The organism is Candidatus Pelagisphaera phototrophica, assembly GCF_014529625.1.
GTDB lineage: Bacteria > Verrucomicrobiota > Verrucomicrobiia > Opitutales > Opitutaceae > Pelagisphaera > Pelagisphaera phototrophica.
On the sequence record NZ_CP076039.1, the window covers coordinates 1,611,900 to 1,633,367 of the forward strand.

The window sequence follows — 21,468 nt, forward strand, 5'->3', positions numbered from 1 at the left end:
CGGAATTAACAGGGTTTAGCTGAAAAAATTGGGTACAAGGTATAAAAGTAGAGATGTTCAACTTTCTGTCAACTGTAAGATTCTCGATAATCTTTTCCCTGACAAATCGTATGGAAATTCAGTCTAAAAAAGCGGACAGAATTCGGAAAACGAGTTTCCAGAATAGGGGTGAATTTCCTGTTCGAGCCGGTTCTTGTGGTCGGTACTGGGACCCCTTTCGCAAGATCAAGAAATCGCGGTTTAAAACCGCTCCTACATTTTTGATTCTCCACTCTAGATTCAGTGAGGGAGCTGCCCGGCGTGCCGCTTAAGCGGTTCAACAAACGCGGCTCGCCGGGCCATTGTGCCGCACCTGCGAAGCCGGAGGTTTTTAAGCCACGCTTGCCTAGAAAAAGCCGCCGACTAATTGAAAAATGCTCTAGGTAATTATGTCATGTACGACGTTTCCGTGTACATCAGTGAGGCGGAAGTCGCGGCCTTCGTGGCGGAAAGTGAGCTTTTCGTGGTCCACACCGAGGAGGTGGAGGATGGTCGCGTGAAGGTCGTGCATGTGGACCTTGTTCTCGATCGCGTACTGTCCGAACTCGTCAGTCGCGCCATAGATGAGGCCGGGTTTTACGCCCCCTCCGGCCAGCCAAACCGTAAATCCAGTTGGATTGTGGTCACGGCCTGATCCATTTTTCTGGGCCTAGGGAGTCCGTCCGAACTCTCCGCCCCACCAGACGAGGGTGTCTTCTAGCAAGCCCCGTTGCTTCAGATCGGTGAGTAGACCGGCAATCGGCTTATCGATGGCTTGGGCGTGTTCCTTGTGCTCGGGCATGTTGTCCTTGTCCCAAGCGGGGTTGTTGGAGTTTTCACTGTAGTTCACTTGTGTGAATCGAACCCCGGCTTCTGCCATTCGCCGGGTGATGAGACATTGGCGTCCATAGTCGTCTGTAGTTGACTCTTCATTACCGTACAGCTCTTTAGTTGCCTCGCCAGAAGTAGGTACTGTTTGGACGGCGGTTGCGCGTTGCCCGATCTAAGTAAGGAGCGGGTGCTGTATGGCTAGGGAACAAGGTACTGTCTGCTTTGATTGCGGTTGCGTGTGCTGTAGCAATCTCAATTGCATTGGCTTCTGTATCCACAGAAACTTATGAAGCCTGATTTTTTGAAGCTTTCCTAAAAGAAAAACAGGACTGCGATGAGCAGGACGGACAAGCAGGCGGTTATTCCGATCGGGAATACTCCTTTTCGCACATTTTCTCGTAGGTCTTCGCGAAGCTTCTCGCGTTGGTCCATCGAGGTACCCGAAATCTCCCAAATGGGGGTTAGAATCAGCGTCAATAGATTTGCGGGTCCTTCCGTTGCGAAATGGCAAAGCTTTTTCGTAGCCCCTGCGATGAGGGTTTTATGGGCGATCCTGTTGATGCCGTTTAGGCAAATATCACAGGTTGAGTAGAAGAACTGACCTCCTTTTCGGTAGAACCAGTCGGTATCCAAAACGATCGTCGGAGTGCGCTTCAACATCGGGAGGAAAAGGAAGAACACCAGAGCCGAGAACATCAGTAGCTGCATCTGGGTGACGAGGTGACTCGTCGTGTAGGCTTGGTAATCAACTGTGTAGGGAAGAATGTCATATAAGGCCTGTGGCCTTATTCCCAAGTAGATGCAGAGGAAGGAGAGTATCCCCATGGCCCAAAGCATAGTGCCGGGAGCTTCTTTGGGTCGGAGTCCGCGGTCTTGGTTGAAGAAGACGAAGTAGGGAAACTTGATGCCTGCGTGAAGGAAGACACCGGCTGATGCGAGTTCCAAGACGATCCAGGGCCACAGGAGATGTTCGTGTTCTGCAGCTGCGATGATGATTGTCTTGCTTGTGAATCCACTAGTCAGCGGGACGGCGGAAATGGCGAGGGCCCCGATCGTGCCGAACAATAGAGTGAGCGGCATCGTTTTGTAGAGCCCACCCAATTCGGTACAGCGGCTTTTGCCAGTGCGGTAGAGCACCGCTCCCGCAGACATCCAAAGCAGAGACTTGTATATGATGTGGCAAAACGCGTGAGCGGTGGCTCCGCTGATCGCCATGTCCGTTCCAATGCCTGCAGCGCAAACCATGAACCCAACTTGGTTGATGATCGAGTAGGCGAGGATGCGACGCATATCGTTCTCGAGAAGGGCGTAAATGATACCAAAAACGGTCATGGCACAGCCGATCCAGATGAGGGGCTCCCATCCATGAAAGGACCTTAGTAAAACGTAAACTGCGGTCTTGGTTGTATAGGCGCTCAGGATCACTCCACCTGTGACGCTGGCTTCCGGATAGGCGTCCGACAGCCAGGCGGAAACTCCTGGGGCGGCTGCGTTGACAAGGAATCCTCCCAGTATCAGCCAGGTGCCGAGGTTGGCGCTGGCATAGTCAAACGAGTCGAAAGCGATGCTACCGCCATTGGAAACCGTCATGACGATGCCGGCAAGGAGTAGTAGGCCGCCAAAGATGTGGACCATGACATAGCGGAATGCAGCGCCCTTTGCCTTAGCGGTATCTCGAGCAAGAATGACAAACGTCGAACTGACGGCCATCAATTCCCAGTTGATGTAAAGCGTGATAAGGTCCCCGGCAAAAATAACCCCAAGAGCAGATCCGATGTAGATTAATGCAGCGGTATGCTGGATTGCCTTTTTAACATAAAAAGCAAAAAGGAGGGCGGCAGCGGCGTTCAGTGTAAATATATAGCCAAAGGCCTTGCTCAACTTGTCGACCCGCAGCAATTCACTGTCCCCGAATCCGGGAAGAAAGGAGACTTGGAGCCCATTTCCGCTCGGCAGGTAGGCGATATGAATGAAAGTCAGAATGGGTAGCGCGACCAGGAAGACGTTTCGTAGCGTCCCTTTCAAAAGGACCGTAACGAGAGCTCCCGCAAAGAGCAAAAATGATGGGGGGATGTTAGCTAGCGTTTCCATCGATGTCGTTAGAAGGTGTATCCTCGTCGGGCTCTCCGTAGTAGTCTTCGCTGCGCTTCAGGTAGACGCCGAGGCCCTTGGCAATCAGGATCATGGTGGTGCAACCGACAAATCCTAGGATTGAGTAAAAGTTAAACCAGCCATCGATTTCGAAGTGCGGATGCCGGTGTATGAAAAGTTCTGCTACGACCGTTATTCCGCAGGAGATCCAGAGGACCCACCAAAGAAGTTTGCGGGAAGCCGGTTTATCGAACCAATCGAACTCTTTTTTTGGATCTGCCATCAGTCTTAGCCGTTCGCGCCCACCATTAGTCCGGCGAGCTGAAGAAGGAATTGTGGTTTAATGAAAAGAATAATCGCTAGCACTGCTGTGATGCTAAGCGGCGTGATGCACTGCCAGTTCGCCTCCTCTGTGGTTTTCCAAGAGAAAGGCTGTTTTGCCAGTTGAGGGTCTTTGGGGAAGAAGGCTCGATACCCAATGGGCAACAGATAGGCCGCATTTAAAATAGTACTTATGAGAAAGATGACCAGCAATGCGGATTGACCGGCATCCATTGCCCCAGTGACTAGATAGAACTTGCTGATGAGGCCACCCGTTGGGGGAAGGCCAATCACGCTCAGAGCGCCGATGGAGAAGGCGGCGAACGTTATCGGCATCTTGCGGCCCAGTCCGTCCATTTGGCTGATGTATTTCTTTCCCGTGGCGACAAAGATCGCTCCGGCGCACATGAAAAGGGTGATTTTCCCAACTGCGTGCATCGCAATATGGGTCATTGAACCTGTCACGGCTCTATCACTCAGCAGCGCGGCTCCGAGAATGATGTAGGAAAGCTGGCCAACGGTCGAGAAGGCGAGTCGGCGCTTGAGATTATCCTGAGTTAAGGCAATCAGAGACGATGCGACAATGGTGAAGGCCGCGATCCAGGCGACGACCGTAGCAATGTCCAAATCTTGGAGATAGTCAGTCCCGAATACTCCTGTAAAGACGCGAAGGATACAAAATACTCCAACCTTAACGACCGCGACGGCATGAAGGAGGGCGCTCACCGGAGTGGGCGCGACCATCGCTCCCGGGAGCCAGGAATGGAAAGGCATTAGGCCTGACTTTGCGAAGCCGAATGTGAAGAGAAGGAGGAGAATGAGCGCTTCGGAGGCCGTTATGTGGCCAGAAAGGAAGCCACTGCTAGAAAACTCCATGCTGCTCCCGGTCTTGACATAAACAAAGATAAGAGCGGGAAGCACGAACCCGATTGATGTGCTTAGCAAGTAGGTTAAGTAGGTTCTGCCACCGGTTCTCGCTTCCTTGTCCTGATGGTGGGTCACTAGCGGATACGTAGCCAGTGACAGCATTTCGTAAAACAGGTAGAGAGTGAAAAGATTCGCGGCGAAAGCTACTCCGATCGTAGCGGACAGAGAGATCGCAAAGAAAGTGAAGAAGCGGGTCTGGGAATGCTCTTTCAGCCCGCGCATGTATCCGATAGAATAGAGCGAAGTAACGATCCATAGCGAGGACGCCACCAATCCGAAAAGCATTCCAAGCCCGTCCACGCGGAAGGCGATGGCCAAGTTGGGAACGATTTCCCAAACGGTGAACTCGATTGTCGAGCCGGCCAAAATGGTCGGGAGCATGGACACGACCAGCCCGAATTTGATAAATGCTGCTAGGAAAGTTGCGCCTTCGCGCAAATTTGGCCTTTTGCCAAGTAGTACAATAGGGAGCACCGCCAAGAGGGAAACCAGACTGGCCAATACCGGTGTGAAGCTAGTGATGGAAGAAGGCATACTAAAGAATGATGGCTCCAATCTTAAATTGGGAGACGAAGTTGGTTATGATCGCGACTACTTCCTGATTGTAGAGTCCGATACCAAGCAACAGAGCTGCGGTGATGAGGAGAGGGAAGAGCATTGAGAATGAGGCCTCCTTCGGTCCGTCTTTGTGCTCTTCATTATGGTGGTGGCCATGTCCCTCTGCGGGTTTGGTTCCAAAATAGGCAATCTCGATAATGCGGAAGAAAATAACGGCATTGATTAACGAAGAAATGAGAAGGGCAGCTACATATTCATAATGACCAGAGCTGATCCCGCCCTGAATCAAGTACCATTTACTGAAAAATCCGGCTGTCGGGGGAATGCCGATTAAGGAAAACGCACCGACTAGAAATCCCACCATAGTGAGGGGCATTTTAGTGAAAAGTCCCCCCATCGCGGATATATCGCGGCTTCCTGTCTTGGCGAAAATGATACCGGCAAAAAGAAACACGCAAAGCGTCATAAACGCGTCAGCGATGATGTGGTAGATTGATCCGACCATACCCATTTCGTCGGCCAGCCAAACTCCGCCGACCATGTAGCCGACTTCGGCAATGATAAGGAAGGACAGGATTTTTTGCAGACTGGCTTGAGCAAGGGCTGAGATAGAAGCCGCCAATATCGCGATCACCGACATCCAGACGATGATGTTGCTCCAATCGAGTTGATCAAAAGCGAACTCGGGACTGAATACGGTCAGTATCATTCGAATCATGACATAAATCATGACTTTTGTCACAAGAGGCCCTAGGAGGGCACTGGTAGTGGAGGGACCATAGGTGTATGAGTTCGGCAGCCAGGAGTGTAGAGGAAAGAATGCCATTTTAATCCAGACGCCTACCATGATTACTACGAAGGCAACGAATATCGAAGGCGAGCCATGCAAATTGTTAGCAACAATTTGCTCCTGAATGTCATACATATTCAGGGAACCCGTTTTTATATAAAGGTAACCAACTCCTAGTAAGTAGAAGGACGCCCCAATTGTACCCATGATCAGGTATTTGTAAGCCGCTAGTGTGGCTCTTCTTGAGCCCATCCCGATCAATGCATAACTTGTTAGCGCGGATATTTCGATCAGAACGTAAAGGTTGAAGGCGTCACCTGTAAGGACGATGCCGAGCAGTCCGGTTACCGATAGCAGGTAGAGAGTGTAAAATTGGGATACTTTGTCCGAGGTCTCAGCAGGAACAGCCCTTTTTGAATAGATGGCTGTTAGCAAAGAGACCGTTGATACAGCCAAGGCCACTAGGGCGTTGAGTCCGTCGACGCGAAGATTAATGCCAAACGGAGGTTCCCATCCGCCGAAAAAGTACTGGATGGTTCCCTCATCGATAACGCGCATCAAGGTGACCACACTGGCAGCGACCGAAATAGCTAGACCCGCAATGACTAGTGGAAAACAAAGCCATTCACGCTTGATGCCCAGAAGTGCGAGCAAAATAGCAAGCAGGAAAGGGGCGAGAAGAATTATAGCGGGAGACTGATCAATCATTTTGCAGACTTGATTGACTCGAGAATTTCACTCTCTTCGATTGAACCAAAATCTCGGTATACCTTTTGGGTTAGGGCGAGACCGACACCTAGAGTTGCGACACCGACTACGATAGCCGTTAGCATGAGGACGTGAGGAAGGGGATTGCCAAAGTCGTCTGGCTCGATGTGGAGATTTGCAACTATTTCCTCGTGGCTTGGATGATGGTCTTGGCCGTGTCCAGTATCCGCTCCATGGTGACGGTCTCCGTGAGAGGGGTGAACTTGATCGTGGTAAAGGATCGGAATGGTGGCTCCTTCCTTTACACCGATTGAAACGTAAAAGAGAATGATGGCTGTCTGGAATATAGACATACCGATCAGTTTTTTAACTAGATTGTTTTTCGAGATCATGGCGTAGAGCCCGATCATCATGATGATTACGTATATCCAGTAGTTAAATTTGGTACTTAGCGCTTCGAGCAGTTCCATCGGTCTAGAGGGTCTCCTTCATATCGCCGTTGGAGGCTAGGTTGGAATAAATCGAGAACATGATTGCGGTACAAGTGAAGGCTACCCCAATTTCAACTCCCAACATGCTATGGGACCTAGCCTCTACGGGAGTCGCTGGCATGATTTTATGGAGTATTTCGTAGTCTAGGAAGTTGCTCCCCAGTAGCATACAGGCGAATCCAAATCCGGAGTAGATCAGGATTCCGATACCAGCGAGATTGAGTACCCGTTTTTCGGGGACCCATCTTTGAGCGGCTTGCAAGTCGCGCGAAAGTGCGAGAAGGATGAAGCTGGCTCCAAAAATAACTCCACCCTGAAAACCTCCTCCGGGACTGTGATGCCCGTGGGCGACCACGTACAGGGCGAACAGTTGAATAATCGGAATCATCAAACGACAGGTCGTGTCTATGATCAGGTCAGGATCTTTTTTGTAAGTTCGGGTTTCCTTTCCTTTGTCCTTGAGATGGTCTAGAGGTTTGCGGCGAAGAATGCTCATGATCGCAATGCCTGCCACGAAAATAACGACTGTCTCAAACATCGTGTCATATCCACGATAGTCTGCAAGCACGGCGGTTACCATATTAGGAACACTGGACTCAGGGAAGGTTTCCGTGATGTAGTGCTGAGAAAGGCGGTAGTCATTGGCGGGTGACTCCGTATCTCCCCAGTCGGGAAAATCACTTACCGCAGTCAGGAGAAGCCAGCCCGTAAGAATGACGGCAATAAGAGCGAACGATTTCAATCTGAAGACCTCCGTGTTGTGCGCAGAACGGTAGCGATTAGAAAGACGGCACTAACGCCGGCGCCGACCGCGGATTCGGTGAAGGCAACATCAACAGCCGCCATCCCGGCCCAAAGCAGACACATAAGGAAACTGTAGACGCCAAAAATCATGGCGGCACTGAGCAGATCTTTTGTCTGCAGCGATATAATCGCGGTGATAACGAGAAAAATCAGGGTAATTAGATCGAATGCCCAAATCATTTGTCAGAGTCCTCCTCTACCCCGTTCCGTGTCCATAGTTTCTGTCCTTCCTCGAATCCCGCTTTGATCAAGGCATGGGTACTGGTGGGGCTGGCCCACATTATAAACATCGTAATGAAAAGAATTTTGCCAGCGACTAGGATGTTAGCCAAGCTGAAGTCGGCCAACTGGTAGGTGGCTAAACCCATGAGAATCAGGAAGACGGACATCGTATCCCCTTTCCCAGCAGCATGCATGCGCGTGTAGAAATCAGGAAACCTAATGATCCCGACGGCTCCTCCTACAAAAAAAAGAATTCCAATACAGACAAGGACGATGCAAATGGTGGCTGGAATCATGATTCTTGCTCCTTAGCTTCGGAGTTTGAGAAGTTCTTATCGGGATTGACCCGATCAAAGTATCGAGCGGCGGCTAAGGATCCGATAAAGTTTAGGAGGGCGTAGGTAAGAGCGAAATCCACGAACATCTCTACCCGACCGTAGATCATGCCAATCAGGACCAGTAGAACGGTTGTTTTGGTGCCGATTACATTTACCGCGACGATTCGGTCAATTGCGGTTGGACCCACAATGATACGCCAGACGATCGGGAACATAAGGGCGAAAATGGCAACTCCAGCAAAGATGAAAAACTTCTCCATTAGTTAGTGGTCTCCCTTTCAAAAATGGCGGCGATTTTTCTCTCCATGTCGTCTTCCTCGACGCCCGCAGTCGTAAGGCTGCTGATGGAGTGGATCAGAAGTTCGTCGTCTTTGATGTCGATCGTTATGGTTCCGGGAGTCAGAGTGATCGAATTTGCGAGCATCCACTTCCCGAAATCGGTCTTCAGGTTTGTCTTAATCCGAACCAGCTTTGGTTCGACCTCCGGCAGCTCATTGGGACTAAGTGCCAGCCTCAAGATGTGGAGATTGGAAAGCCAAATCTGGTAAAGCATCCAGACGATGTACCAAGGAATTCGGATGATTTGCTGTAACCGATTGCCGAATCCTTGGGAGCGGTTCTCAAAAAAGAAGTTCGAGGAGATCGCAGTGATGAATGCGGTGGAAAGGATGCCGAGGGTGATATGGAACCCATCGAACTGTCCCGAGAATATAATCCAGATCCCGAATAGGAGGAGGAAAATGCAGAGACGATACATGAATGGAAGAAAAGTGAGGAGGTGAAATTGGCCTGTCGCCGATCTTCGGCGCACGAAGGAAGTGCAAAATCGTTAGAAAAGGGTTTCGGATTTTTTTCACAAGTCTTTTTGGAAAAAATAGGACTCCATCAAGCGGAATCGAAATTGGGGAGTAGGCCGATCGATGATCACGAGCCTTGGCGGAGCTGAGTAAGGATTGATCTGAGGCCCGTAATTTTCTCCACTCGCGATCCAGTGGATCTTGAAAGCAGACTGATCGTGATAGCGTGTGCAAATGTGTTAGCCTTTGGCCTGTTCTCCTGGGACAAACGGATGTCTAAGTGGAAAAAACTGAGGGTCCCTGAATCAACCCTATTGGCCGTGACGCTTTTAGGGGGAGAGGTGGGTACGATCTGCGCCATGCTCTTGGTGCGGCATAAGACTCGTAAAAACTCTTTCTTTTGGAAATTCTGGCCTAGTTTTGTTGTAGGAGTCGTTCTAACTGTCGTTTTCATTAGAGCCCGATTCTGACTGCTTTCCGGGAACCTTGGGTTTAAGAGCTGTCAAAAGTATGGTTTGGAGTTCGTCATCGCACCCTTTTATTGACGGGGAATACTAAGAATTTATAGAAAAATACCATGATAAATAGGATCTTAATGGCTCGTGTGGGGGCTTTCGCTATTGTCTTGGTGCTAGCGGGGACGAGCGTCTTCGCTAAAAAAGATGCTTACCGTTTTAAGTTCGGGCTGATTTCCCCCAATTCACAGGGATCTGCGGAGGTGTATCTGGAAACCAAGGAAATCGAAAAGCACGCGGATCTTGCCTATGCTCACGGATTTTCGATCAAGCGAAAGGATGGCGCCCAGTTTTTTCTCTATTACGTAGTCCGTTTTCCAGAGCCAATGAAGAATTTGCCAGAGGGGATCGAGCAGTATTACACGGTACTTGAGGGCGGAAAGGCTCTGCAATCGAAGGAGGAACTCGTATGGGAGCTCAATCGTAGCTTTGTTTTCGACAAGTCAGACCCGGTAGGGCTGTACGAGATGGAAATCTATACCGACGGCGAATTGTATCGCAAAATAGAGTACAATGTGGCGCCTGTACCCGAATTTGACTTTTAAGTCCTCTAGCGGGTGGCTTGCTCTTTCCTGTTGCTCTAGGCGGTCGTCACCGTTTAGTGGGATGTTTAAATCATGTTCGAATCAAGAAATGCCGCCATATTGGATTTGTGCCGCTCTTACGAGCTGGTTGACGAGTCGATATTGGAGAACCTGAGTGCCTCTTCGGAGGAACTGGAGCGTTCCGTTGCGAGTCTGTTGGTGGATCAAGGGCATGTGAGCAAGAAGGACCTTCTCGATAGGGTAGCCCGTTTCCTAAGCTTTGAGTATCGAGCGGAAATCCCGCCAGACATTCCCAACGAAGTCGTTTCTCAGCTCAGCATAGATTTGGCCAGAATGTATGGCGTCGTGCCTATTGAATCTTTGGATACGGTTATAATTATAGCCGCTTCCGATCCGTTCAATGACCACCTAGTGGATGACTTGTCCTTTGCTGTGGGCAAAGAGGTTCAAATCGTGGTTGCGGATCCCAAGACGATTGGGGAGTTGATCGATGTGTATTACCGACTTGGTGACGTAGATTACAAGGGGATACTGGAGGAAATAGATATAGGAAGCGTAGAAGATGAGGAGGTGTCTCTTGAGAATCTCCTCAATATGGCTGGGGAAACCCCCATCATCCGGTTTGTCAATCTTGTCCTTTCACAGGCGATACGCGACAAGGCCTCGGATGTTCATTTCGAGCCCTTTGAAAATGAATTCAAAATTCGTTACAGGATCGACGGCGCTTTGTACGAAATGTCTCCGCCACCGCGAGAATTGGCGATTCCCATAATTTCGCGAATCAAGGTTATTGGAAATCTTAACATTGCGGAGCGCCGTGTGCCACAAGATGGAAAGGTGCGTTTAACCGTCGCTGGTCGGTCGGTGGATCTTCGGATCTCTACCTTGCCGACACAGTTTGGGGAAAGCGTCGTTTTGCGGGTTCTGGACCAATCGGCAACCACGCTGGAGTTGGATAGCCTCGGCATGCCTCCTGACATTGTGGAAGTGGTAGCGAAGACGATTGCTCTTCCCAATGGCATTTTCATCGTAACGGGGCCGACGGGTTCTGGCAAGACGACGACTTTGTACAGCTGTCTCAAGCGCCTAAACCAAGTCGGTAATAAGCTTATGACCGCCGAGGATCCGATTGAGTACGAGATCGATGGTATCATGCAGACTGCCATCAACTCGACCATCGATCTCACGTTTGCGAATGCCCTCAAGGCCTTTTTGAGACAGGATCCGGACATCATCATGGTCGGCGAGATTCGAGATCTCGAGACCGCTCAGATTGCGATCCAGGCATCATTAACCGGACACCTCGTGCTGTCGACTCTGCATACGAACGATGCGGCTGGAGCGGTCACCCGTTTGATGGACATGGGAATTGAGGAGTTTCTCATTGCTTCTTCGATTGAGGCGGTACTCGCTCAGCGGCTGTTGCGGCGGATTTGTATGGATTGCCGTCGTGAGCACATGCCGAGCGTGGCTCTGATTGAGCAGCTTGAACTTGATCCTGAGATGCTTGCCAATCGGCAGATCTATGCCGGGCGCGGATGTGACAATTGCGCGAAGACGGGCTACCGAGGTCGGTTGGGGATTTTCGAGATTTTGGAAATTACGGAGTCGATTCGCGAGTTGATCGCGGCAGGCGAACCCTCTGGGATGATCCGGGATCGCGCGATACAGCAAGGGATGCGTACCTTGCGGGAAGATGGGCTTCGGAGCATTTTCACGGGTGCTACCTCCGTGGAAGAGGTGATACGGTATACTTGATAGCATAGATGAAGTTTGAATTTATAGCATTGGATAGTGGAGGGGAAGAGCGCCGCGGCATGGTTGAGGCACCCAGCCGGGAGTTGGCGTCTACTCAAATAAAGAGCTATGGATTGATTCCGGCGAAGGTGACGCCGGTAAAGGCGAAATCCCGGAAGGCAAGCACGTCGGGAGGTGGCGGATTGACCGTGCGGGGCGACCGTCGGGAAATCGTCAAGAAACCATTGTATTTTGGAGCGGCTATCGGGGGTAAGGGACTCGCCATCTTTACTCGACAGCTTTCGACGTTGTTGCAGAATGGGCTCTCGTTGATCAAGAGCCTCGAGGTGCTAGTCGCTCAGGAACGGAATCCTGCCTTCAAATGGGTACTGAGCCAACAGCTGGAGAATATCCGCTCCGGAAACACGTTCTCGGAGGGGCTTGCCCAACACAAAAAGGAGTTTGACGCACTCTATTTGAACATGGTCAAGGCAGGAGAAGCGAGCGGGACTCTAGATATGGCTTTGGGCCGCTTGGCTCACTATCTGACGAAAGCGCGTCAAATTCGCTCCAAGGTGACTCAGGCATCGATCTATCCAATCGTTGTATTCAGCTTTTCATTGCTGATTGTTTTGGGTTTGATGACGTTCGTTGTCCCGAAATTCGCTGCCATATTCGACAAGCAGCTCAATGGTGAACAGCTTCCGGTTCTGACGCGGATTGTGATGAACTTGAGCCAGTTCATCACCTCGAATATTGTGGGAATACTAGTCGGTCTGGTCGTCGCCTTTCTACTTTTTACCGGATTTCGTTCGACCCGCGCGGGGGCGGTCTTTTTTGCCTTCGTCAAATTGAACCTTCCGCTAATCAAGGATACCTTCTCGAAAATCTATGTTTCCCGCTTCTGTCGCACTTTGGGCACACTGCTGGAAAGTGGCGTTCCGATTCTGGAAGCACTGAACTACTCTCGGGCGGCCGTGGGAAATCGGTTTATCATGAACGCGGTGGACAAGGTGAGAAATCGGGTTCGCGATGGTGAACCTCTCTCGAAACCCATCGAGGCCACAGGATTGTTCCCGCCGATGGTTTCGAGTATGATCGAAGTAGGAGAGGAAACCGGAGAGCTGCCGAACATGCTCAACCAGATTGCTGAAATTTACGACGAGGAGGTGGATGCCTCCATTTCGAGTGTCACCTCAGTCATAGAGCCCATTCTTATCTTGATGTTGGCGATCAGTGTCCTAGTAATCGCGATTTCCCTCTTTCTGCCATTCATTAAGTTGATGCAGAACATCGCCCAGTAGGGCACTAGGCTGTCGATTTTGATCCAGATAACAGGATTTGCCCTCGAGCTCGACTTCGTTGGAAACATGCTCGAAGTCCTGTTTTCGGAGCAATTCATGCACTCGTTTTTTTGCGGCGACAATCTCATCGCGACGACTGTCTCTGGTCATTGCGATCCTTGCTAAGGATTTCGCACCGACATTGGATCAAACTTGTCTCCAGGTTTCAAGCCGTGGCGTTCGAACCAGCCTTGGTTGGTTTCTAGGGCGTATAGGAGATCAAAGCGTATTGATTTTCTGGAGTTTTCGTCGTGGGGGTAGAGCGGGTAAATTTCCCGCAAGACGCCGTCAGCCGTAAAGAAGCCAATGTCGAGGGGGAGGTGGGTGTTGCGCATCCAAAACGACATTTGCTTGGGTCGGTCGAAAATGAAAAGCATACCTTGGTCCTCGGGCATCGACTTTCTAAACATGAGCCCTTTGGCCTGAGTTGCTTGATCGACGGCCAGTTCGACCGACACCCGGGCGTGCCCGAAATCGACGACGGGAAGCACATTTTCCTGAACATCAATCTTGTGTGAATCGCTATCGCAAGCGGGGTTGATCGCCAAAGCGCAGAGGAGAAGGAGCGACAACGTGTGGGATCGGACTGGAATCATAGGAGTCCTCGTTGTCGCAATTCGATTTGGCCTTGGCAATCACCAACTTGGTTTGCTTGGCAGACGGTTTGCGTCTGTCTTTGTAGCCAGGCTCGAAAGCTTAGTTTGTGTTTGTTAGTATTAGTATTCAGGTGCGAGGAAAATGGAATATTCTGGTTCAAAGAGCGGATCCTGTACGGGCTTCGAAGTGGGCCACCGCTTCAGCGGGGACTTTGCTCTTCCAGGAAGTTTTGCCGTTGGTTAGCTCGCTCGCCCTCAGTTCAAATTCCGGAAACACGTTCTCGCCAAAAACGTTAATCACTTTCAACGAAACGACGGGATCGTCTTCTGCCATATCAAAGGTCAGGGTACCGAAGTTCATGGAGTCGGCATAGGGTTCTTCGATCGCGATTACCGCTGTGTTGTCCTCGGTATAGTCAGGAGCCGGAATCTGAGCCAACGGACTGCTCACGAGCTCATAGAAGTCATAGCCGCCTTCACGTGACATTGGGATTGCCTTGATTTCGGCTTCGTCATCATCCCCGGACAGCAGTACGATACCATCAATCTCGTTTTCGCGAATATAGCTAAAGAGACCCTTGCGCTCTTCCGGATATGCGGTCCAGGTGTTGTGTTTTTCCGCTGCGAGGTTGCTCCAGCTGCTTCCGCTTAGGAGCACTTTGAACGTCGCTGCGCTCTGGCTGAGCTGCTGTTGAAGCCATTTCATCTGAACCTCTCCTAGAATGGTAGAATGGTCATCTTCGTCACGATAGGAGTATGTATCGAGGAATATGAAGTCCACTCCGCCATATTGATAGTTAAAGTACGATCCAGGAGCTTCCTCGGTCCCAAAGGCGGGATTGGGCCAGTAGCGTTGAAAGATCTCGAGGGAGTCGGCGAGCTCGTCCTGTGGCAAAGTGGCGGGCGCGTCCCAGGTAGAGAGCTGTGTAATTGAACGCAACAGGGGTTGCAGAAAGGGAATGCTCCGTTGCCGGCGGTATTCTTCCGCTTGGAACTCTGGGGAGAGTTCTGAAAAGGCTTCGTTGCCACCTAGCCAGAAAAAAGCATTAGGACGGGCATTCTGCACCTGCAGCCAGATTGCCTGCAGTCCATCCTTATCGGACCGGGCGCCAGATCCGAATCCGATCGAGAATTTCGTACGCATCTCCTTGGACGGAGCAGTAAGCAGAGGGTAGCCATCGTAGTCGACGGGCTCGCCGTCCACGAGAACCTGGTAGTAGTAGAAAGAATTCGGTCTCAGACCATCGATTTTAGCAGTCACGCAATAGTCGTTTTCCTTCGTCGCGATTATTTGAGATGTGAGCTGGGCGTTGAAGAAACTCGGTTGATCACTGTAGCGAATATTCAAAACGCTAGGACCGGCGACTCGCGCCCAGATGGTGACGCTCTCGGATTCGATGCTCCCCACCATGGGACCCTGCATCAGACGTCCTTGAGACATGAGCAGGGGGGCAGCAATAAGAATTACAAGAGAGGATATTATGGGTCTAAGGTTGCGCGGCATCGGATTCTTTTTATCTACAGCGGATTGCGAAACCCGCCAAAATTTAAAAAGATTGTTAATTACAATAATAGGGAAGGGAAGCCTGATTCTCTTCGAACCGCTTCCAACGCACCGTAGGGATTTGCCTTAGGGGGGTGTGCTGGGTGCCGTAGCAGGAACGGTTTTTTAGGGGACAGTGAGCTTCAGTCCTGGGTCGGGTTCATTCGCTTTTTGGCTTTGGGTGTAGCTATTAGCCTGATAGCCGAGTCACGTCCTTAATTTCCCGTTGGAAAAGTCGGAATTCAGTTGATTGATTCTGGCGAGCCCGCAGTTAAACTCTGGTGATGAATTCAATTTTTGACGGGGAACAGGTATCTGCTGTAGCGGAACAGCTACCAAATGGCGGCCTTTTTCGTGAAGCGATTGAACGAATAGACCGCCTGAATAGCGCCGACCCGAATCGTGTAACACGGGATGGGAAAGAAATGGGCTATGAATTCTATTTCGGTTGTCTGCTTTTTGCCAAAGTGGTCTCCTTCTGTGAAGAAGCTTCGGAGGCCCTTTTGATCGCCGCTCGAAGCCAGCATATTTGCCGATGGGAAATTCCCCGGGCGGATTATCCGGAAGGACGAGCAGGCTATCTCAAGTGGCGAGCGGACTTGAAGCGCTTTCATGCCGATAAGACCGCGTCGATTTTGAAAGAGCTTGATTACTCCAATGAGTTTATCGAGACCGTACGGACGATCAACCTGAAGAAGGATCTGAAAAGCAATCCTGACTCGCAAGCGATGGAAGACGCCTTGTGCCTCGTCTTTCTGGAAAGCCAGTTTTCCGAGTTCCGACTGAAAACGACCGAGGAGAAAATGGTCACGATCCTTCAGAAAACTTGGGTAAAGATGAGCGAACAGGGAAAGAACACAGCCCTTGGTCTAAAGTTGGGAGAGGAAGAGGCTAGACTCGTTGGATTGGCATTGAATGGCTGAATCAGCCAGTTTCTCTGAGCACCTGCTGAACGTTTGAGCACACCAGACTCAATACGGAGAGCATCGGTGAAACCGTAAATCAGTGCTCGGAATCCGAAATGGCTTTTCGTCCATGTACGGGATCGATTTGTGGTGCCGCGGCTTGTTCTGCTTCTCTTTTTTGCATCGATCAAGATCGAGATTCCGCCATAAAGGACAAACAGGCTGATTCCTGCGCCGACGATCAAGTCGGGCGACCGACTCTGCGAAAGAAAGACAACGATAACCGCTAGTATCACGCCCAAATTGGCAACGACGTCGCTTCGGGCAAAAATCCAGCTTGCCTGGATATGCACCTCCCGATTCTTCTGGTGCGACAGAAGAATCAAGCAATACGTTTTGGCCAGCTAGTGCCACAATGGAGACGTCGAACATCAGAAACGAACTTGGCTCGCTCCCGAATACGGCACGGCGACAGACATCGATCAAGATGCTCGCGGCAAGGGCAATCTGGAATCATCCGCTCGCTCTCGCTGCTCCGATCTTCACCGAATTGGCTGCTCCGACGGCGAAAAGCGATATGCCAGAAACGAGGTAGTCTGCCAACATGTCGATCGAATCAGCGATGACTCCAGATGACTATGTAATTAATCCGACGATAAGCTCGGAACCGAACATCAAGCCGTTAATGATGAGAAGTCGCTTCAGGACAAACTTCTGGGCAGTAGTGTCTGGTTCGAGGTGACAATCGCAGCTCATTTTATTTTAGTAAAATCGCGGACAAACACGGGATTCGGAGAAGATGCAAGTCTTTGTAGGCCGAGTTATATGAATGCGCTATGTTGTCGGACGCGAAACGGGATTCGGCAAAGCAGATTACCATCCGATGATCTATGCACACACCGTGCCCAGTGATACATTAAAGGAGCTCCAAAGCCCGCTGGATTCCTAGATGCTAAAGGGTGGATTCTTAAGGGATCAATATGTATCAAAGATTTAATTACGTGCGATCCATTTCGCGGCGTTGATGAGAATCTTCCGATAGTCCGGATGATCGTGGGCGCGTTCGTCGTGGCCCAGAGTGTATCCTACGATGCGAGCTTTTGGGTGCTGGGTAGTCCACACGGCGGGATGGCGGGCTCCGGACTTGGCACTGACGCTGGTTTCTGCGAGGACGCGGATCTTGGCGGCGCCTTTTGGTGAGCCGTCTCGGTTCATCATATAGAGTTCGTCCACCAGTTCGAATTCAGGCGAGACCCCTCTCATGATCGGGTGGCTTTTGTTGACTACGCGAACACCCATAGGGCCGAGTTTGTCGTGTCCTCGGGTACCGCCGCCGACTACTTTTAAATTCAGTTCCGGCCACTCCTTGTATCCATACCAGGTACCCGGGTGGTGCATAATAACGCCTTTGCCTGCAGCGATGCGATTCATAAGGGCTTTACGGTATTCCGGTGTGTCGAAACCGGCACGATTGACGCTGATTATTGCGACATCGGCGTTAGCAAGCTCCTTGGTGGCCTGGGCTACATCTTCGGTGTAGTGAACAGTCAATCCAGCATCCTCCAAGGTTTTAGAATCCGACTTTCCGAAGAACTCGTGAAATTTATGGGAAGAGCCGCCGCTGATTATAAGGACTGAGGTTTTACCTTTTTCCCAATTGACTGGAGTGGCGGGAATCGGGTCCGGCCATTTGCGGCGATTTAATATGGGGGTAGGCGTTTTCGGGGCCGCCGCCGCATTGGCATTTTCAGCCGGGGCAGGACCAGCTTGAGCGATAATGAAAGCCAGTAAGTCGCGGAGTCCAACGGCTCCCAAGGCTTCGAATCCCTCTGGCATGAGACTGCGTCCAGTGTTTTCGCGTTTGGCGATATTGGACTTAGAGATCTCTTTAGCCCCCGCTTGTGTCGCCAGCGTTAGGGTAGATTCGTTTTCGGTTGAAATAACACCAACAAAGGTTTCGCCGCCATTTGTTGTGATATTGTGGGCCATGTAGTTTTGCTCCAATACGCGATTGGGGTCGATGATATGTCCAAGAAGTTCAGCGGCTCCATGCGAGCCCATACCGTCAAGGGAAGGACCGACTAAGGCTCCGGTGTCGCCGAGCTTATGGCAAACGGAGCAGGCCCCAAAGAGGACCTTTCCTTTGGCGGGATCACCAGGCTTCTGCACCTCAGGAATCAGTTTTGCGATGAGTTCGTCCTTTTCAGCTCTAACCGGAGCGATACGGGCAAAAAGCCGGTCTGCAGCCCGCGACGTATTGCGATCGGGATGAGTTCGGAGTCGAGCGATGTTTCCAGGGCCGAGTTCCACTGGAGTTATCTTCCCATTATCGATCCTCTTTAGGAACTCCCGCGCCCATTGGGGGCGCTTGACGATTTGTTCGAAAGCTCCCATTTTCAGGCTGCCCTCCAAGGCCGAAAATTGAGCGATGAGAGTATCCCCAAGGTCTTCACCGTCAACGGAGCCGAGGGCCATAATAATACCGGATTTCAAAGATTCGCTTCCATTGCCTGAAAGTAGCGCGGTCAATGCAGGTAGGATCTTAGAATCATTTTTATGGATACTAACCAGACTTCGGGCGATGCTGATACGCTCTTCATTGGAGACACTCGAAACCGAAAGACTGTCGATCATGGAGGACTTGATGGCATTCGTTTGGGATGCTAGTTGTCCCTGAGTGTCCCAAAGAATAGCCAATGGAAAAACAAGCACTTTCGTATTGTCCTTGCTGAGCAAAGAGGCGAGAGCTGCCTTCAGCGCATTAGTCATTCGAGGTGGCTGGGAAACATTGTCAGCTAGGGCTCTCAACACAGCCCCTTTAATCGGGCTAGCTTGGTCGTCGGCTTGTTCACAGGCTTTGAGAAGGCGGGCAGCGTTGGCCGCGGCTTCGCCTTTATTTAGGGCGTCGGGGGAAAGGGCTGTCGCGAAAGCGATCAGAGAGTCATTTGGATCGGTTTTCAGCACTGCCTCGATCACCTCAATTGCCTGTTCTTGTGAGGCGGCAACCAGGGCGGAACGGGTCCAGTCGTCCTGGGCCGCTTTCACGCTAGCGACTATCTTGGCGGGGTCGCCTTCGTTGAAGGCGTTGTGGTAGGCCCGCACGGCGTCGCTACCGACAACGCTGGGCTCAGCACTGTGGTATTCGCGCAGGAGTCTTTGTGCGGTGCTGCGTATTTGTTCGTTCGGGCTCTCAGCGGCTTTCTCGAGAGCGGCCACGTTGTTGCGGTCGAGGGAGGAGGGTTCAATCGCTTTCGCCTCCTTGTGCTGCACTTTCCAAATACGGCCGTAGTAGTGGTCGCGGTCAGGCCGAACGGCGGCATTGGCCGGTCCATGGACGGGACCGCGAGTGTCGTTGTGGATAATGGCCTGATTGCAGAAGTCGACGATGTACATGGCCCCATCTGGGCCGGTCATCACCTCGATGGGACGAAACCACAAGTTAGTGCTGGAGATGAATTCCTGTTGTTCGCGACCGACCTCTTTGGTGGCCTTGAAGGATACGCCATCCTTGACGACGTTGAAGTGTCCGATAATATTGAGGGTGGGTTCGCTGGTGAAATAGCTGAGTTCCCATTTCTTCGGCCAGGCGCCGCCTTCATAAATAACGGTCCCTGCTCCAGCGGTGTAGCGTCCGACTTGATCGATTTGCACGTAGGCCTGTTGTTCCCACTGCATGGCGGGGAAAGTGCGTGCACCAGGAAGTAGGCCGTTGGTGCCGCTGACTCCGGGCAATTTCCCTTTGGCTAATATAGGTTCGGGCAAGACCACATGTACTAGTGGGTTACCGGTAGTGGGTTGTGTGTAGAAGACTTCGCCCGACATGGTGGTGTCCATTCCCCAGGTATTGCCGTTGCGAGAAGCGTATTGCTCAATGTGGCTTCCGTCGGGCTTGAAGCGGACGACGCCATTGTCGATGGGACCAAAGTCTTTTTTGCCGTCGCCCGATGTGACGTTTTCGGAAGAAGAGTATCCATGTGTTGCGTACACCCACCCGTCGGCCGCGTAATGGAGGTTGTTGATGACGGCGTGGGTGTCTCGAATGCCGAGATTGGTATAAAGTTTGGTCCGCTTGTCGGCTACGTCGTCTCCGTCGGTATCCTCAAAAAACCAAATGTCGGGAGCGGCGGTGGCGATGACCCCGTTCTTATGAAAAACGAAACTGTTCACTAGTTCGATCTTGTCTGCGAAGACCTTCTTGGAATCCATTACTCCGTCGCCGTCTGTATCCGAAAGAATGCTAATCCGATCGAGTGGGTCACGGTCGTATTCGCCTGGCTTAAGCGATCCGGAATCCATCCAGGCAGGAACGTTCACCTTGCGCAGACCATTAGGATACTCAGGAGTTTCGGCCACCCAGAGACGGCCTTGCTCGTCCCAATTGATATTCATCGGGTTGTTGATTAAAGGTTCCGATGCGACGAGAGAGATCTCGAACTCAGGATGTACGTTCAGGTAGCTGGGCAATTTCTCTGGTCGAGGAACGCCGCCTTCGACGTACCTTAAGTTGTCGCCGAGCTCGTCGGCTTGGCAAAGCATGTCGACGTTGTCTCGTTTCGCTGCCCAGGCAATTCCGCGCAGGATCATCGCTTTAACACCCGCGTGAGAGAAATTCTTGTTCCAATGGCCGGGGATGTGGACAAAGGCACGATAGGGCTGGCCTCCGGCGAGTTTGTTTTCGTAGGTCCAAACCTGAGGCTGGATGTCGTAAATGTTGACTGCCTGGCCGAGGGCAACTGCTTCCGCCGCCCGTTTTTGGGCTTCCTGGTTGCCACGTCCTTTGGTATCGATCGCTTTGGGTGTGTAGGCGGTGGCAAGGACCTTGACCTGGGACGATACATCCATGTCGTAGTAGATCTCGTCTTCGAGATCGAAGTTGGAAATGTCCTTGGTTATTGGATTCGGAATATTAGTGAAATAGAGGCTCATTGGCGCTTCAAGGAACTTTGTGGTCCCGTGACGCCAGGACCCGCCAATGATGCTCTTGTACCAGTCAGGATCGCGAGAGACTGCACCAGCGTGAATGACTACGAGCCCGCCACCGCGCCTCAGGTAGGCGTTCAAATTATCGCGTTCCTCACCTTCGATGTTGCCCGCTTCCTTAGCGTTGAGTATTAGGACATCTGTTTTTGCGAGTTGTGTGCTCGTAGGGAATTTTAAGGCGCCGTCACATTCGACACCGCGAGACTCGAGCAGCTCGGTCCAGTTTTTCAGAAATTGGGGATGCTCGTGGGCCCCCGGAGCATGGGTCTTTTCTCCGGCCCGGATAAAAACGCGAATCGGATCGGCGGCCTGGGCGTTGAGAACGGTAAAGGCGGTCAATAGCAATAAAATGAGGTAATGTTTCATGGTAAGGAAAGGTCTACGAGCCGGGGGAGGCCCCGTAGGACT

General features: G+C 51.3%; 20 protein-coding genes and 1 pseudogene. 6 read left to right on the forward strand and 15 right to left on the reverse strand.

The genetic code is table 11. The features are described from left to right. Window positions 1-418: 418 nt before the first annotated feature. The 11 genes and pseudogenes from GA004_RS06955 to GA004_RS07005 form a co-directional block, all read right to left on the reverse strand. Window positions 419-976 (reverse strand): annotated as a pseudogene (locus GA004_RS06955) (DUF1501 domain-containing protein); the annotation flags it as partial. Between the two features lie 185 nt (window positions 977-1,161). Continuing rightward, a complete protein-coding gene (locus GA004_RS06960) occupies window positions 1,162-2,940 on the reverse strand; it encodes a Na(+)/H(+) antiporter subunit D (RefSeq protein ID WP_283396595.1) in 1,779 nt (592 codons plus the stop codon). Then, a complete protein-coding gene (locus GA004_RS06965; RefSeq protein WP_283396596.1) occupies window positions 2,924-3,223 on the reverse strand; it encodes a hypothetical protein in 300 nt (99 codons plus the stop codon). The genes GA004_RS06960 and GA004_RS06965 overlap by 17 nt, the downstream gene beginning before the upstream one ends. Window positions 3,224-3,228: 5 nt before the next feature. Further along, window positions 3,229-4,722, reverse strand: coding sequence for a monovalent cation/H+ antiporter subunit D family protein (locus tag GA004_RS06970; protein ID WP_283396597.1), 1,494 nt, complete (start codon window positions 4,720-4,722; stop codon window positions 3,229-3,231). Window position 4,723: 1 nt separating this feature from the next. Beyond that, window positions 4,724-6,244 (reverse strand): complex I subunit 5 family protein, encoded by a 1,521-nt coding sequence (locus GA004_RS06975; protein WP_283396598.1) that lies wholly within the window; start codon window positions 6,242-6,244, stop codon window positions 4,724-4,726. After that, complete coding sequence (locus GA004_RS06980) at window positions 6,241-6,714, reverse strand: cation:proton antiporter subunit C (protein ID WP_283396599.1); 474 nt, start codon at window positions 6,712-6,714, stop codon at window positions 6,241-6,243. The genes GA004_RS06975 and GA004_RS06980 overlap by 4 nt, the downstream gene beginning before the upstream one ends. A 4-nt stretch (window positions 6,715-6,718) precedes the next feature. Continuing rightward, entirely contained in the window at window positions 6,719-7,477 is a 759-nt protein-coding gene (locus tag GA004_RS06985) for a Na(+)/H(+) antiporter subunit B (protein ID WP_283396600.1), read from the reverse strand. Next, window positions 7,474-7,719, reverse strand: coding sequence for a hydrogenase subunit MbhD domain-containing protein (locus GA004_RS06990; protein WP_283396601.1), 246 nt, complete (start codon window positions 7,717-7,719; stop codon window positions 7,474-7,476). The genes GA004_RS06985 and GA004_RS06990 overlap by 4 nt, the downstream gene beginning before the upstream one ends. Further along, the gene (mnhG, locus tag GA004_RS06995; RefSeq protein WP_283396602.1) at window positions 7,716-8,057 is read right to left on the reverse strand and encodes a monovalent cation/H(+) antiporter subunit G; all 342 of its coding nucleotides are present in this window, start codon (window positions 8,055-8,057) and stop codon (window positions 7,716-7,718) included. The genes GA004_RS06990 and mnhG overlap by 4 nt, the downstream gene beginning before the upstream one ends. Beyond that, entirely contained in the window at window positions 8,054-8,359 is a 306-nt protein-coding gene (locus tag GA004_RS07000; protein WP_283396603.1) for an MrpF/PhaF family protein, read from the reverse strand. Before GA004_RS07000 ends, mnhG begins: the two co-directional genes overlap by 4 nt. Next, a complete protein-coding gene (locus GA004_RS07005; RefSeq protein ID WP_283396604.1) occupies window positions 8,359-8,856 on the reverse strand; it encodes a Na+/H+ antiporter subunit E in 498 nt (165 codons plus the stop codon). Before GA004_RS07005 ends, GA004_RS07000 begins: the two co-directional genes overlap by 1 nt. 276 nt (window positions 8,857-9,132) lie before the next feature. Here GA004_RS07005 and GA004_RS18155 point away from each other — a divergent pair, with 276 nt between their 5' ends. From GA004_RS18155 to GA004_RS07020, 4 genes are all read left to right on the forward strand, one after another. After that, a complete protein-coding gene (locus tag GA004_RS18155; RefSeq protein ID WP_425492928.1) occupies window positions 9,133-9,366 on the forward strand; it encodes a DUF1294 domain-containing protein in 234 nt (77 codons plus the stop codon). 107 nt (window positions 9,367-9,473) lie between these two features. After that, a complete protein-coding gene (locus GA004_RS07010) occupies window positions 9,474-9,956 on the forward strand; it encodes a hypothetical protein (RefSeq protein ID WP_283396605.1) in 483 nt (160 codons plus the stop codon). Window positions 9,957-10,028: 72 nt separating this feature from the next. Then, window positions 10,029-11,714 (forward strand): GspE/PulE family protein, encoded by a 1,686-nt coding sequence (locus GA004_RS07015; protein WP_283396606.1) that lies wholly within the window; start codon window positions 10,029-10,031, stop codon window positions 11,712-11,714. Window positions 11,715-11,722: 8 nt separating this feature from the next. Next, window positions 11,723-12,997, forward strand: a complete 1,275-nt coding sequence (locus tag GA004_RS07020; RefSeq protein WP_283396607.1) for a type II secretion system F family protein — start codon at window positions 11,723-11,725, stop codon at window positions 12,995-12,997. A gap of 161 nt (window positions 12,998-13,158) precedes the next feature. Here GA004_RS07020 and GA004_RS07025 read toward each other — a convergent pair whose 3' ends face one another. Both GA004_RS07025 and GA004_RS07030 read right to left on the reverse strand, forming a co-directional pair. Continuing rightward, entirely contained in the window at window positions 13,159-13,632 is a 474-nt protein-coding gene (locus GA004_RS07025) for a DUF192 domain-containing protein (protein WP_283396608.1), read from the reverse strand. Between the two features lie 157 nt (window positions 13,633-13,789). Continuing rightward, a complete protein-coding gene (locus GA004_RS07030; RefSeq protein ID WP_283396609.1) occupies window positions 13,790-15,073 on the reverse strand; it encodes an alkaline phosphatase D family protein in 1,284 nt (427 codons plus the stop codon). A gap of 386 nt (window positions 15,074-15,459) precedes the next feature. On the opposite strand from GA004_RS07030, the gene GA004_RS07035 reads away from it, so the two are divergent. Continuing rightward, window positions 15,460-16,098: a DUF4202 domain-containing protein gene (locus GA004_RS07035; RefSeq protein WP_283396610.1), complete on the forward strand. Its 639-nt coding sequence runs from the start codon at window positions 15,460-15,462 to the stop codon at window positions 16,096-16,098. Here GA004_RS07035 and GA004_RS17945 read toward each other — a convergent pair. After that, window positions 15,993-16,433 (reverse strand): cation diffusion facilitator family transporter, encoded by a 441-nt coding sequence (locus tag GA004_RS17945; protein WP_343218827.1) that lies wholly within the window; start codon window positions 16,431-16,433, stop codon window positions 15,993-15,995. The genes GA004_RS07035 and GA004_RS17945 overlap by 106 nt on opposite strands. Before the next feature lie 62 nt (window positions 16,434-16,495). Here GA004_RS17945 and GA004_RS07040 point away from each other — a divergent pair, with 62 nt between their 5' ends. Further along, on the forward strand, window positions 16,496-16,675 hold the full coding sequence (locus GA004_RS07040; RefSeq protein ID WP_283396611.1) for a hypothetical protein: 180 nt from the start codon (window positions 16,496-16,498) through the stop codon (window positions 16,673-16,675). 398 nt (window positions 16,676-17,073) lie between these two features. Here GA004_RS07040 and GA004_RS07045 read toward each other — a convergent pair whose 3' ends face one another. After that, the gene (locus tag GA004_RS07045) at window positions 17,074-21,426 is read right to left on the reverse strand and encodes a PVC-type heme-binding CxxCH protein (protein WP_283396612.1); all 4,353 of its coding nucleotides are present in this window, start codon (window positions 21,424-21,426) and stop codon (window positions 17,074-17,076) included. Window positions 21,427-21,468 lie beyond the last annotated feature (42 nt).

Bases quoted from the DNA above. Each gene is read 5' to 3' on its own strand.
- GA004_RS06960 (WP_283396595.1), bottom strand. From the start codon at position 2,940: ATGGAAACGCTAGCTAACATCCCCCCATCATTTTTGCTCTTTGCGGGA.
- GA004_RS06965 (WP_283396596.1), bottom strand. From the start codon at position 3,223: ATGGCAGATCCAAAAAAAGAGTTCGATTGGTTCGATAAACCGGCTTCC.
- GA004_RS06970 (WP_283396597.1), bottom strand. From the start codon at position 4,722: ATGCCTTCTTCCATCACTAGCTTCACACCGGTATTGGCCAGTCTGGTT.
- GA004_RS06975 (WP_283396598.1), bottom strand. From the start codon at position 6,244: ATGATTGATCAGTCTCCCGCTATAATTCTTCTCGCCCCTTTCCTGCTT.
- GA004_RS06980 (WP_283396599.1), bottom strand. From the start codon at position 6,714: ATGGAACTGCTCGAAGCGCTAAGTACCAAATTTAACTACTGGATATAC.
- GA004_RS06990 (WP_283396601.1), bottom strand. From the start codon at position 7,719: ATGATTTGGGCATTCGATCTAATTACCCTGATTTTTCTCGTTATCACC.
- mnhG (WP_283396602.1), bottom strand. From the start codon at position 8,057: ATGATTCCAGCCACCATTTGCATCGTCCTTGTCTGTATTGGAATTCTT.
- GA004_RS07000 (WP_283396603.1), bottom strand. From the start codon at position 8,359: ATGGAGAAGTTTTTCATCTTTGCTGGAGTTGCCATTTTCGCCCTTATG.
- GA004_RS07005 (WP_283396604.1), bottom strand. From the start codon at position 8,856: ATGTATCGTCTCTGCATTTTCCTCCTCCTATTCGGGATCTGGATTATA.
- GA004_RS07010 (WP_283396605.1), top strand. From the start codon at position 9,474: ATGATAAATAGGATCTTAATGGCTCGTGTGGGGGCTTTCGCTATTGTC.
- GA004_RS07015 (WP_283396606.1), top strand. From the start codon at position 10,029: ATGTTCGAATCAAGAAATGCCGCCATATTGGATTTGTGCCGCTCTTAC.
- GA004_RS07020 (WP_283396607.1), top strand. From the start codon at position 11,723: ATGAAGTTTGAATTTATAGCATTGGATAGTGGAGGGGAAGAGCGCCGC.
- GA004_RS07025 (WP_283396608.1), bottom strand. From the start codon at position 13,632: ATGATTCCAGTCCGATCCCACACGTTGTCGCTCCTTCTCCTCTGCGCT.
- GA004_RS07030 (WP_283396609.1), bottom strand. From the start codon at position 15,073: ATGTCTCAAGGACGTCTGATGCAGGGTCCCATGGTGGGGAGCATCGAA.
- GA004_RS07035 (WP_283396610.1), top strand. From the start codon at position 15,460: ATGAATTCAATTTTTGACGGGGAACAGGTATCTGCTGTAGCGGAACAG.
- GA004_RS07040 (WP_283396611.1), top strand. From the start codon at position 16,496: ATGGAGACGTCGAACATCAGAAACGAACTTGGCTCGCTCCCGAATACG.
- GA004_RS07045 (WP_283396612.1), bottom strand. From the start codon at position 21,426: ATGAAACATTACCTCATTTTATTGCTATTGACCGCCTTTACCGTTCTC.